At 73.5% G+C, this 11,881-nt stretch carries 11 protein-coding genes; all 11 read left to right on the top strand.

Going from position 1 to position 11,881, the window contains the following annotated elements; all coding sequences use genetic code 11:
• Positions 1-5: 5 nt before the first annotated feature.
• The 11 genes from HD597_RS18995 to HD597_RS19045 all read left to right on the top strand — a co-directional run bounded on the left by HD597_RS18995 (position 6) and on the right by HD597_RS19045 (position 11,878).
• Entirely contained in the window at positions 6-914 is a 909-nt protein-coding gene (locus HD597_RS18995; protein WP_253743998.1) for a glutathione S-transferase C-terminal domain-containing protein, read from the top strand.
• The gene (locus tag HD597_RS19000; protein ID WP_253743999.1) at positions 914-2,236 is read left to right on the top strand and encodes an NtaA/DmoA family FMN-dependent monooxygenase; all 1,323 of its coding nucleotides are present in this window, start codon (positions 914-916) and stop codon (positions 2,234-2,236) included. Before HD597_RS18995 ends, HD597_RS19000 begins: the two co-directional genes overlap by 1 nt.
• The gene (locus HD597_RS19005; RefSeq protein WP_253744000.1) at positions 2,233-3,408 is read left to right on the top strand and encodes an LLM class flavin-dependent oxidoreductase; all 1,176 of its coding nucleotides are present in this window, start codon (positions 2,233-2,235) and stop codon (positions 3,406-3,408) included. The genes HD597_RS19000 and HD597_RS19005 overlap by 4 nt, the downstream gene beginning before the upstream one ends.
• Positions 3,405-4,478: an LLM class flavin-dependent oxidoreductase gene (locus HD597_RS19010; protein WP_253744001.1), complete on the top strand. Its 1,074-nt coding sequence runs from the start codon at positions 3,405-3,407 to the stop codon at positions 4,476-4,478. Before HD597_RS19005 ends, HD597_RS19010 begins: the two co-directional genes overlap by 4 nt.
• Positions 4,475-5,569 (top strand): MsnO8 family LLM class oxidoreductase, encoded by a 1,095-nt coding sequence (locus HD597_RS19015; protein ID WP_253744002.1) that lies wholly within the window; start codon positions 4,475-4,477, stop codon positions 5,567-5,569. Before HD597_RS19010 ends, HD597_RS19015 begins: the two co-directional genes overlap by 4 nt.
• Positions 5,566-7,164, top strand: a complete 1,599-nt coding sequence (locus tag HD597_RS19020; RefSeq protein WP_253744004.1) for an ABC transporter substrate-binding protein — start codon at positions 5,566-5,568, stop codon at positions 7,162-7,164. The genes HD597_RS19015 and HD597_RS19020 overlap by 4 nt, the downstream gene beginning before the upstream one ends.
• Positions 7,161-8,084, top strand: a complete 924-nt coding sequence (locus HD597_RS19025; protein WP_253744007.1) for an ABC transporter permease — start codon at positions 7,161-7,163, stop codon at positions 8,082-8,084. The genes HD597_RS19020 and HD597_RS19025 overlap by 4 nt, the downstream gene beginning before the upstream one ends.
• Before the next feature lie 6 nt (positions 8,085-8,090).
• On the top strand, positions 8,091-8,957 hold the full coding sequence (locus HD597_RS19030) for an ABC transporter permease (protein ID WP_253744008.1): 867 nt from the start codon (positions 8,091-8,093) through the stop codon (positions 8,955-8,957).
• Complete coding sequence (locus HD597_RS19035; protein WP_253744009.1) at positions 8,954-10,831, top strand: dipeptide ABC transporter ATP-binding protein; 1,878 nt, start codon at positions 8,954-8,956, stop codon at positions 10,829-10,831. The genes HD597_RS19030 and HD597_RS19035 overlap by 4 nt, the downstream gene beginning before the upstream one ends.
• Before the next feature lie 67 nt (positions 10,832-10,898).
• Complete coding sequence (locus HD597_RS19040; protein WP_253744010.1) at positions 10,899-11,660, top strand: GntR family transcriptional regulator; 762 nt, start codon at positions 10,899-10,901, stop codon at positions 11,658-11,660.
• On the top strand, positions 11,651-11,878 hold the full coding sequence (locus tag HD597_RS19045) for a 4Fe-4S dicluster domain-containing protein (protein WP_080039017.1): 228 nt from the start codon (positions 11,651-11,653) through the stop codon (positions 11,876-11,878). Before HD597_RS19040 ends, HD597_RS19045 begins: the two co-directional genes overlap by 10 nt.
• Positions 11,879-11,881: the final 3 nt, after the last annotated feature.

Here is an 11,881-nt window from a genome sequence, read left to right on the forward strand (position 1 = left end):
CGAGTGTGACCATCTCCACCGGGGCTCCCACCTACGCGAGCCCCGTCGACCACGTCTCCTACGGCCAGTACGGGCCCGGCCGCCTGCACCTGTCGCCCGACTGGAACCGCCCCCTCTACCCCTTCCAGGGCCGGATCACCGCCGACGGCTCCAGCGGCCACCCAGCCGAGCCGGGCCGCTACCACCTCTACGTCTCCTGGATCTGCCCGTACGCCCACCGCGCGGCGATCGTCCGCAGGCTCAAGGGGCTGGAGGAGGTGGTGTCGCTGTCGTACGTGGACGACGAGCGCGACGGCCGCGGCTGGGCCTTCAGGGAACGCCGCGGCCCCGACCCCGTCAACGGCTTCACCCTGCTGGAGCAGGCCTACGAGGCCACCGAGGAGGGGTACGGCGGCCACATCTCCGTCCCGGTCCTGTGGGACAAGGAGCAGGGAGTGATCGTCAGCAACCACTTCCCCGACATCACCATCGACCTGGCCACCCAGTTCGGGCAGTGGGCGGACCCGTCCGCCGACCTCTACCCCGAGCCGCTCCGCCCCGAGATCAACAAGCTGAACGGCTGGCTCTACCACGACGTCAACACCGGCGTCGGCCGCGTGGCCCGCGCCCACGGCGAGGAGCGGGAGGACGAGCGCCGCCGGGTGCTGGCCGCCCTGGAGTGGCTCGACGAGCGGCTGGCCGGACGGCGCTACCTGACCGGCGACACGCTGACCGAGGCCGACGTGCGGCTGTGGGTGACGCTGGCCAGGTACGACGCCGAGTACAACCGCGACCGTCTGATCAGCGACCGGGACCTGTCGGGCTTCGAGCACCTGTGGGGCTACGCCCGCGACCTCTACCAGCGCCCCGCCTTCCGCGAGACGACCGAGGGCCTGCCCGCCGGCTGGGACGCCCCGCACGGGCGGCACTCCTGATGAGCCGCAAGCAGGTCCACCTCGCCGCCCACTTCCCCGGCGTGAACAACACCACCGTCTGGGCCGACCCGCGCTCCGGCAGCCAGATCGACTTCGCCTCGTTCATCCACCTGGCCAGGACGGCCGAGCGTGGCAGGTTCGACTTCTTCTTCCTGGCCGAGGGCCTACGGCTGCGCGAGCTCAAGGGCCGCATCCACGACCTCGACGTGGTGGGACGGCCCGAGTCGCTCACCGTCCTCAGCGCGCTGGCCGCAGTGACGCACCGCCTCGGCCTGGCCGGGACCGTCAACGCCACCTTCAACGAGCCGTACGAGCTGGCCAGGCGCCTGTCCACGCTCGACCACCTGAGCGGCGGCCGGGCCGCCTGGAACGTGGTGACCACCTCCGACGCCTTCACCGGCGAGAACTTCCGCCGCGGCGGCTACCTCGACCGCGCCGACCGGTACGAGCGCGCCGCCGAGTTCGTCCGCCTGTCCCGCGAGCTGTGGGACTCCTGGCAGCCGGACGCGATCCTCGGCGACCAGGCGGCCGGGCGCTTCCTCGGCCAGGATGACGCCATCGGCACGGTCGGGCGCCGGGGCGCGCACTTCTCCGTCGAGGGCCGCTTCACGCTGCCCCGCTCCCCGCAGGGGCACCCGGTCGTCATCCAGGCGGGTGACTCCGCCGAGGGCAGGGAGTTCGCCGCCGCCAACGCCGACGTGATCTTCACCGGCCACGGCTCGCTGGAGGACGGCAAGCGCTTCTACGCCGACGTCAAGGGCCGCCTGGCCAGGTACGGCAGGCAGCCGCACCAGCTCAAGATCATGCCAGGCGTGACGTTCGCGCTGGGCGACACCGAGGAGGAGGCCGCCGAGAACGCCGCCGCCATCCGCCGGCAGCAGGTCGGCCCGCAGACCGCGATCGCCTTCCTGGAGCAGGTGTGGGGCCGTGACATGTCCGCCTACGACCCGGAAGGCCCGCTGCCCGACCTGGAGCCCGACCTGTCCGACGGCGTCTCCGAGGGCCGCGTCGCGATCAAGGACCGTGCCGCCGTGGCCGCCAAGTGGCGGGCCCTGGCCGAGGAGAAGGGGCTGTCCATCCGCGACCTGGTCATCGAGGTGACCGGACGGCAGACGTTCGTCGGCACGCCGCGGACGGTGGCACGGCTGATCGACGAGCACGTGCAGGCGGACGCCGCCGACGGGTTCATCCTCGTCCCGCACCTGACGCCCGGCGGGCTGGACGAGTTCGTCGACCGGGTGGTGCCGCTGCTGCAGGAGCGCGGCGCCTTCCGCGCCGACTACACCGGCACCACCCTGCGCGAACATCTGGAGCTGGCATGACCCTGCACCTCGCCGTGGCGCTGGACGGCGCCGGCTGGCACCCGGCCGCCTGGCGCGAGCCCAGCGCCGCGCCCCGCGCCCTGTTCTCCGCCCGCTACTGGGCCGGGCTGGTCACCGAGGCCGAGCGCGGGCTGCTCGACTTCGTCACCATCGAGGACGCGCTCGGCCTGCAGTCCACCCTGACCGACGCGCCCGACGAGCGCACCGACCAGGTACGGGGCCGCCTCGACGCCGTCCTGCTGGCCGCCAGGCTGGCCCCGCTCACCCGCCACATCGGCCTGGTGCCGACCGCCACCACCACCCACACCGAGCCGTTCCACGTCGCCATCGGCATCGCCGCGCTCGACCACGTCAGCGGCGGGCGCGCGGGCTGGCGGCCACAGGTCTCCGCCCGCGGCTTCGAGTCACGCCACTTCGGCCGCAGGGACCTCCCGCCGCTCGACCAGGTGCTGAACCGCCCCGGCGGCGCGGACCTGTCCGCCGACCCGCACGTGCGCGACCTGTTCGCCGAGGCCGGCGACGCGGCGGAGGTGGCGCGCCGGCTCTGGGACAGCTGGGAGGACGACGCCGAGATACGGGACGTGCCCACCGGCCGGTTCATCGACCGGGACAAGCTCCACTACATCGACTTCGCCGGCCGCTTCTTCTCCGTCAAGGGCCCCTCCATCACGCCCCGGTCGCCGCAGGGGCAGCCGGTCGTGGCCGCGCTGGCGCACGCCCGGCTGCCGTACGAGTTCGCGGCCGCCCACGCCGACGTCGTGTTCGTCACCCCGCAGTCGGCCGAGCAGGCACGCGCCATCGTGGCCGAGGTCAGACAGCTGTCCGCGGACGTGAAGATCTTCGCCGACCTCGTCGTGTTCCTCGGCGACGACGCGGCCGGGCGCAAGGCGCGCCTCGACGAGCTGGACGGGGCCGAGCTCGCCTCCGACGCCGCGATCTTCACCGGGCACGTGCGGGAGCTGGCCGGGCTGCTGCTGGAGTGGCGGCGCGCCGGGATCCAGGGGTTCCGGCTGCGGCCGGGGGCGGTGCCGTACGACCTGTGGCAGATCGCCTCCGGGCTGACGGCCGAGCTGCGCGCCCGCCAGGCGTTCAGGAGCCGGTACGAGGCGGGGACGCTGCGCGGGCTGCTCGGCCTGCCCCGCCCGGCGAGCCGCTACGCGGAGGCACGATGAAGTTCCTGCTCATCACGCTGATCACGCACACCGGCGACAGCTCGCCGACCGATCGGTTCCGCGAGGTCGTGCGGAACGCCGTGCTGGGGGAGGAGCTGGGCTTCGACGGGTTCGGCGTGGGGGAGCGGCACGAGCGGCCGTTCATCTCCTCCTCGCCGCCGGTCGTGCTCAGCCACATCGCGGCCAGGACGTCCAGGATCCGGCTGTTCACGGCGGTCACCACGCTCAGCCTGCTCGACCCCGTGCGGGCGTACGAGGACTACGCCACGCTCGACCACCTGTCGGGCGGGCGGCTGGAGCTGATCATCGGCAAGGGGAACGGGGCGGCGCAGGCCGGGCTGTTCCACGTCACCGCCGCGGACCAGTGGGAGCGCAACCGGGAGTCCTACGAGCTGTTCCGCCGCCTGTGGCGGGAGGACAAGGTCACCTGGGAGGGCCGGTTCAGGCCGCCGCTCGTCGAGGCCGAGACCTGGCCGCGGCCCCTGCAACACCCCATCAGGGTCTGGCACGGCAGCGCGACCAGCAAGGAGTCGGTGGACCTGGCCGCCCGCTACGGCGACCCGCTGTTCTCCGCGAACGTCACCAACCCCATCGACCCCTACGCCGAGCTGATCGACCACTACCGGGAACGCTGGGCGCACTACGGGCACGACCCGGAGGACGCGCTGGTCGGAGCGGGGACGGCCGGCTTCTACGCGGCCAGGACCTCCCAGGAGGCCGTCGCCGCCTACCGGCCGATCTTCGACGCCCGCGTGGCGTTCCAGCGCAAGCTCGGCCTCCCGGTCGTCTTCCCCACCCTGGAGGACGCCATCGAGCGCAGCTCCATCCTCGTCGGCAGCCCGCAGCAGATCATCGACAAGGTGCTGCGCTACCACAAGCGGTTCGGGCACGAGGTCATGCACCTGCACGCCGACGCCGACGGGCTCACCCCGGCCCAGCACCGGGGCGCGCTGGAGCTGTTCCAGAGCGAGATCGCGCCCGTCCTGCGGGCCGAGATCCCGAGCCGGCCGTTCCCCTCCGCCTCCGTCCCCGCCCCTGTCCCCGTCCCAGCCGCCGGAGGTGACTCATGACGCTGTCCATCCTCGACCTGGCCCCGATCCCCTCGGGCGGGACGGCCGCCGACGCCCTGCGCAACACCATCGACCTCGCCCGGCAGGCCGAACGGTTCGGCTACCGCCGCTACTGGGTGGCCGAGCACCACTTCGCGCCCGGCGTGGCCAGCTCGGCGCCCGCCGTGCTCATCGGGCTCATCGCCGCGGCCACGGACACCATCCGGGTCGGGTCGGGCGCCGTGCAGCTCGGGCACCAGACGCCGCTGTCGGTCGTCGAGCAGTTCGGGCTCGTCGACGCGCTCCACCCCGGACGCGTCGACCTCGGCATCGGCCGCTCGGGCCAGCGCCGCGCCGAACTGGCCGCCGCCCGCACACCTGTGGAGTCCCCGGCGGAGCGGATCGTGGACGGCCTGCTCATCCCGAAGCCGTTCGACTTCTCCAAGCTCGTCACCCACCCGCAGCTCGCCCACCACGCCACCCTGCTCCAGCAGCCCGGCGCGCGGACCCCCGGCTTCGCCGACCAGATCGACGACGTGCTCGCCTTCCTCGGCGGCACCCACGAGGCCCACGCCGTGCCCGGCGAGGGCGCCGGCCTCCAGGTGTGGATCCTCGGCAGCAGCGGCGGGCAGAGCGCCCAGGTGGCGGGGGAGCGGGGGCTGCCGTTCGCGGCCAACTACCACGTCAGCCCCGCCTCCGTCCTGGAGGCCGTCGAGGCCTACCGGGAGGCGTTCAAGCCCTCGTCGGAGCTGGCCGAGCCGTACGTCGTCGTCTCCGCCGACGCGGTCGTCGCCGGGGACGAGGCCACCGCGCGCGAGCTGGCCTCCCCCTACGCCCTGTGGGTGCGCAGCATCAGGACGGGCGCCGGCGCCATGCGGTACGCCACGCCCGCCGAGGCCGCCGCCCACTCCTGGACCGACGCCGAGCGCGAGCTGGTCAGGGACCGCGTGGAGACCCAGTTCGTCGGCACGCCCGGGCAGGTCGCCGAGCGGCTGCGCGTGCTGCGCCGCGTCACCGGGGCCGACGAGCTGCTCGTCACCACCATCACGCACGACCACGACGATCGCGTGCGCTCGTACGAGCTGCTCGCAGAAGCCTGGAACCGCCGGTGAAACGCCTGATCCCCGTCCTGCTGCTGGCCCTGGCGGCGTGCGGCGCCCAGCCCGCCGCCGACCAGGCCGCCCCCGCCTCCCTGACCTGGGCCATCGAGACCCAGCCGATCACGCTCAACCCGCAGCAGTGGGCCCAGAACAAGGTCAGGCTGCTCGTGTTCAACCAGTTCGACGCGCTGCTGACCAGGAAGGAGGACGGCTCCTTCGGGCCCTGGCTGGCCACGGCCTGGAAGGTGTCGGACGACGGGCTGACCTACACCCTCACCCTCAGGGACGACGTCACCTTCCACGACGGCACGACGTTCGACGCCGCCTCCGTCAAGGCCAACCTCGACCAGTTCCGCGTGCCCGGCTACAACCCGGGCGTGGCCGCCATCCAGTTACGGGCCTTCAAGGAGGCGAAGGTGATCTCCCCGGCCACGCTGGAGATCACCCTCAAGGAACGGGACGCGCTCTTCCTCGACTTCCTCGCCTCCCCCTACGCCGGGCAGGTCTCCCCGAAGTCGCTCAAGAGCGCCAAGGACCTCAAGTTCGGCGGGCCCGACCTGGTCGGCACCGGGCCCTTCATCCTCGACCGGTACGTCCAGGGCCAGGAGATCCACTACCGCCGCAACCCCGCCTACCGCTGGCCGCCCGACGGAGCCGCCCACCAGGGCCCCGCCCACCTGTCGGAGATCACCTACCGGTTCCTGCCCGAGGCCTCGGTCCGCGTCGGCGCCCTCACCTCGGGCCAGGTGCAGGTCATCGAGGGCGTGCCCGCCACCGAGGCCGGCCTCATCAAGAACGACCCCGGCCTGTCCCTGCAGACCGCGCTCAACTCCGGCACCTCCTTCTCCTACTACTTCAACACCTCCCACGCCCCCTTCGACGACCAGCGCGTACGGGAGGCCTTCCGCGAGGCCGTGGACGTGGACGCCGTCCTGCGGGCCGTCTACCAGGGCACCGCCACCAGGGCGTGGAGCATCGTCGGCAAGGCCGGCACCTTCTACGACGCCTCGCTGGAGAACACCTACGGCGGCGACCCGGCCAAGGCCAACGCGCTGCTCGACGCGGCCGGCTGGAAGCAGCGCGACGCGCAGGGGTACCGGGTCAGGGACGGCAGGCGGCTGACCGTGCGCACGGTCGCCTCGGCGGCGTTCGTCCGCGACCGCCGCGACATCCTCGCCCAGGCCATCCAGGCACAGGTCAAGCAGAACGCGGGCATCGACTTCCAGGTCAGGATCGTGGACCAGGGCACGGCCCAGAAGGCGCTCGACGACGACGCGTACGAGATCTTCGAGAACTCGCGCGGCGACTCCGACGCCGGGGCGGCGCTCAACCTCATCCTGCCGAGCGACGGCGCGATCAACCGGACCCGCTTCTCCTCCCCGCGGGTGGACAAGTGGCTCGCCGAGGCCGGAGCCGCCTCCGACCAGGCACGGCGCAAGGAGCTCTACATCCGGGTGCAGCAGGAGGTGGTCCGGGAGAAGGCCGTCGTGTTCCCGATCTACGTGCCCGCCGACCAGATCGCGGCGCAGAAGAGCGTGCAGGGGCTCCGCTTCGACCCCGCGTCCGGGACGCCCGCGAACGCCTACGACGTCCGGATCGGCACGTGACCACCCGCCTGGGAGTGATCAGGCGGCTCGGCGCCGGGCTGGCCGTGCTGTGGGCCGCCGCCACCGCCTCCTACGTCGCGCTGCTGCTCGCCCCCGGCGACACCGTGGACATCCTGGTCGGCGACGGCATCGACACGCCGGAGATCCGGGCCGCGATCACCGAGGAGTGGGGGCTCGACCGGCCCGAGATCGTCCAGTACCTGTCATACCTGTGGCGGCTGCTGCACGGCGACCTCGGGCGCTCCTACCAGTTGCGGCGCGGCGTCGGCGAGATCCTGGCCACGCAGGTCGGCCCGACCGTCCAGCTCACCCTGGCCGCGGCGGCCGTCGGGGTGACGGTGGCCGCCGCCATCGCGCTCCTCACCGCCGGGCGCGGCCGGCTCGCCCGGGGCGCGGCCTCGGTCGCCGAGCTGGTGGCGGTGTCGGTGCCGCCGTTCCTCATCGGGATCGTGCTGCTGGCCGTGTTCTCGTTCACGCTCGGCTGGTTCCCCGTCTCGGGCGCGCAGGGGCCGTCCGCGCTGGTGCTGCCCGCGCTGGCGCTCGGGCTGCCCATCGCGGGCGTGCTCGGGCAGGTGCTGCGGGGCGGGCTCGAACGGGCGCTGGAGCAGCCGTTCTCGGTCACCGCGCGGGCTCGCGGGCTCACCGAGCGGGCGCTGGTCGCCCGGCACGCCCTGCGGCACGCGCTCATCCCCGCCGTGACGCTGGCCGGCTGGTTCACCGGCACGCTGCTCGGCGGGGCCGTCATCACGGAGGTGCTGTTCGGCCGGCCGGGGCTCGGGCGCGTCGCCATGGACGCCGTCACGGGGCGCGACATGCCGGTGGTCATGGCCGTCGTGCTGCTGTCGGCCGTCGTGTACGTGACCATCAGCACGCTCCTCGACCTGGCCTACCGCGCCATCGACCCGCGAATCCGAGGCTGACCGCCCATGACCGCCCTCACCCCGGCCCCATCCCCCCGCGCGCGGGCGGCGCTGAGGGTGCCGATCGCGCCCGGCGTCCTGCGGCTGCTCCCGCCGAGCGCGTTCCTCCTCCTGCTCGCGCTCGCGGTCGCAGCCCCGGCACTGCTCACCGGCGCCGACCCGCTCGCCGCCGACCCGCTCAGCGCCCTCGCACCCCCCGGGCCCGACCACTGGCTCGGCAGCGACCACCTGGGCCGCGACGTGCTGGCCAGGGTCGTGCACGGCGCCCGCCACTCCATCAGCATCGGCGCCGCCGCCACCGCCCTGGCCGTCACCTCCGGCGTGCTGCTGGGCCTGGCCGCAGGACTGTCGCCCACGTGGGCGGACGAGGCGCTGGCACGCGCGTTCGACGTGCTGTCCACCCTGCCCGAGCTGCTGCTCGCCCTCCTCGTCGTGGCGATCACCGGCCCGGGCACCGGGAACGTGATCCTCGCCATCGCCGTCGCCCAGATCCCGAACTACGCCCGCGTGATCCGCGCCCAGACCTTCGTCGTGCGCCGCTCCGGCTACGTCGAGCAGGCCGTCACCTTCGGCCGCCCCCGCCTGGTGATCACCGCCGGGCACGTGCTCCCGAACGTGCTCGGCCCCATCCCCGTGCTGGCCACCATCGGGCTCGGCCAGGCGGTCATCGCCAGCTCGGGGCTCAGCTTCCTCGGCATGGGGCCGCAGCCCCCGGCCGCCGAGTGGGGCGCGATGCTCTCCGAGGCCCGCAACTACCTGCGGGTGGCGTGGTGGGAGGCGCTGTTCCCGGGGCTGGCGATCACACTGACCGTCGTCTGCCTGACCGTGGTCGGCCGCCGTCTCCAGCGCCGCTTCGAAGGAAGGACCCCATGAGCGCAGCCACCGCAGATCACCCGTCCCCGCTGGTCGCCGTGGCGGACCTCCGGGTGAGCTTCAAGGGGACTGAGGTCGTGCGCGGGATGTCGTTGTCGGTCGCGCCCGGCGAATGCGTGGCGATCGTCGGGGAGTCCGGCTCCGGGAAGAGCGTCACGGCGCGCACCCTGCTCGGGCTGGCCGGGCCCGGCTCGGAGGTGCGGGCGTCCGCGTTCACGGTCGCGGGGCGGGACGCGCTGCGGTTCGGGGAGCGGGAGTGGCGGGCGCTGCGGGGCAGGTTCGCCGGGCTCGTGCTGCAGGACGCGCTGGTCTCGCTCGACCCCCTGCGCACCGTGGGCGCCGAGATCGGCGAGGTGCTGGCCGTGCACGACGTGGTGCCGAGACGGTGGCGGGGGAGCAGGACGCTGGAGTTGCTGGAGTCGGCCGGCGTGCCGGAGCCGGAGGCACGGGTCCGGCAACATCCGCACGAGCTGTCCGGCGGGCTGCGGCAGCGCGTGCTCATCGCCTCCGCCATCGCGGCCGAGCCCGAGCTGATCATCGCCGACGAGCCCACGACCGCGCTCGACGTCACCGTGCAGGCCCAGATCCTGCGGCTGCTCGCCGAGCGCAGGGCGGCGGGCACCGCGCTGCTGCTGATCAGCCATGACCTGGCCGTCGTCGGCTCGATCGCCGATCGCATCCTCGTGATGCGCGGCGGCCGGGTCGTCGAGGAGGGGGCCGCCCGGGAGGTGCTGGCCGCGCCCGCGCACGACTACACGCGCGCCCTGCTGGCGGCGGTGCCCTCGGCCGCCTCCCGCGGCACCCGCCTCACCGACGGCACCCCGCTCCCGCACCGGCCCCCGCCTCCGACCTCCGCGCCCATCCCCAGGCCGGCCCCCGCACCGGCCCTCCCACCGGCTCTCCCACCGGCCCTCACGCCGGTCTCCGCCCTGACCGCAGCGCAGGCCGGAGCGCAGACGGGAGGGCAGGTGGGAGAGCCGGTGGGAGGGCAGGCGGAAGGAGAGGTGACGGGGCAGGCGGAAGGATGGGCGGGAGGGCCGGTGAGAGGGCAGGCCGTCTTGGGTGCCGGCAGTGGCGCCGTGCTGACCGCCTCCGGCCTGACCCGCTCCTACGGCTCCCGCCGCGTGGTCGAGGACGTCTCCTTCACCCTCCACCGCGGCGAGACCCTGGGCATCGTCGGCGAGTCGGGCTCGGGCAAGACGACGGTGGCCCGGCTCGCCATGGCCCTGCTCGACCCCGACCACGGCCAGGTCACCCTGCACGGCGAGCCCTGGAGCGGCCTGCGCGAGCGCGCCCGCCGCCCGCGCCGCCCCACCATCCAGCTCATCTCCCAGAACCCCCTGGACTCCTTCGACCCCCGCCACACCACCGCCCGCCTGATCGCCGAGCCGCTGCGGCTGCCGAGGGCCGAGCGGCGGGCACGGGTCCTGGACCTGCTGGCCCGCGTCGGCCTCCCGCCGGAGGTGGCCGGCCGGCACCCGCGCGAGCTGTCCGGCGGCCAGCGCCAGCGCATCGCCATCGCCCGCGCCCTCGGCCCCCGACCCGACGTGCTGGTCTGTGACGAGCCCGTCTCCGCGCTGGACGTCTCCGTCCAGGCCCAGGTGCTCGACCTGCTCGCCGAGCTGCAGGCCGAGTACGGCACCGCGATGCTGTTCATCTCCCACGACCTGGGCGTCGTCCATCACGTCGCCGACCGGGTGCTGGTCATGAAGGACGGCCGGGTCGTGGAGGAGGGGGAGGTGGACGAGGTGTTCACCGCCCCGCGCCACCCGTACACGCGCGATCTGGTGGCGGCGGTGCCCCGGCTGCCCGCCGGCGTGGTGGCAGATCTGCCCGTGAGGGCGGCGGAACCGCAGGTGAGCGCGGGGAAGTGAGCCACGGGGAGGTGGCGCAACCTCTCCGTTATCCCCTTTTTCCTACTCATTAAGTAGGTTAGAGGGCATGGAACGGATGGCCCTCGACGATCGGCGGCGCCGGGCGGATCGTGCCCGGCAGGTCGCCGACCTGCTGAGAAGACAGATCATCCACGGCGGCTTCCCCGGCGGGCAGCTCCCGCTGGAGGCGGCGCTGGCACGCGAGTTCGACACCTCGCGCAACACCGTGCGGCAGGCGCTGGACCTGCTGCGCGAGGAGGGCCTGGTCGAGCGGTGCCCCGGGGTGGGCACCACGGTGGCGGCGGAGAAGTACCCGCACGGCCTGCACCGCCTGCTCGGCCTGGCCGAGACCCTGCACGAGCACGGCCGGGTCGTCAACCAGGTCCGCACGATGACCCTCATCGAGCCGCCCGCCCCGGTCAGCCACCGGCTCGGGCTGGCGCCCGGCGAGCAGGTCGTCTACCTCGAACGGCTGCGCAGCCTCAACGGCCTGCCGCTCTCGCTCGACCTGACGTACCTGGTGCGCGACGTCGGCGAGCCGCTGTTCGACGAGGACCTGGCGGGCAACGACATCTTCGTCCTGCTGGAGACGATCGCCGGGCAGCCCCTCGGCACGGCCGAGCTGACCCTGGAGGCGGTCAACGCCGACCCGCACACCGCCGCCGCGCTCGGCACGCCGCGCGGGGCCGCGCTGCTGATGGTCGAGCGGCTGACCCACCTGGCCGACGGCAGGCCGGTGGACCTGGAGTTCATCCGTTTCAGGGGTGACCGGCTGACGATGCGCGGCCACCTGAGGCGTACCGAGAAGGAGGAGCAGGCATGGCCCTGATCGAGCAGCGGGTCGAGGTGCCCGTGACGATCGACGAATCCCTGTGCATCGACGGCTGCACGTTGTGCGTGGAGGCGTGCCCGCTCGACTCGCTGGCGATCAGCGACGAGACCGGCAAGGCGTACATGTACGTGGACGAGTGCTGGTACTGCGGCCCCTGCGCGGCCCGCTGCCCGGTCGACGCGGTCACCATCAACATCCCCTACCTGCTGCGATGAAGG

It is taken from the genome of Nonomuraea thailandensis (assembly GCF_024172165.1).
Taxonomy (GTDB): Bacteria; Actinomycetota; Actinomycetes; order Streptosporangiales; family Streptosporangiaceae; genus Nonomuraea; species Nonomuraea thailandensis.

Bases quoted from the DNA above. Each gene is read 5' to 3' on its own strand.
- HD597_RS19045 (WP_080039017.1), top strand. From the start codon at position 11,651: ATGGCCCTGATCGAGCAGCGGGTCGAGGTGCCCGTGACGATCGACGAA.
- HD597_RS19010 (WP_253744001.1), top strand. From the start codon at position 3,405: ATGAAGTTCCTGCTCATCACGCTGATCACGCACACCGGCGACAGCTCG.
- HD597_RS19030 (WP_253744008.1), top strand. From the start codon at position 8,091: ATGACCGCCCTCACCCCGGCCCCATCCCCCCGCGCGCGGGCGGCGCTG.
- HD597_RS19040 (WP_253744010.1), top strand. From the start codon at position 10,899: ATGGAACGGATGGCCCTCGACGATCGGCGGCGCCGGGCGGATCGTGCC.
- HD597_RS19005 (WP_253744000.1), top strand. From the start codon at position 2,233: ATGACCCTGCACCTCGCCGTGGCGCTGGACGGCGCCGGCTGGCACCCG.
- HD597_RS19015 (WP_253744002.1), top strand. From the start codon at position 4,475: ATGACGCTGTCCATCCTCGACCTGGCCCCGATCCCCTCGGGCGGGACG.
- HD597_RS19035 (WP_253744009.1), top strand. From the start codon at position 8,954: ATGAGCGCAGCCACCGCAGATCACCCGTCCCCGCTGGTCGCCGTGGCG.
- HD597_RS19000 (WP_253743999.1), top strand. From the start codon at position 914: ATGAGCCGCAAGCAGGTCCACCTCGCCGCCCACTTCCCCGGCGTGAAC.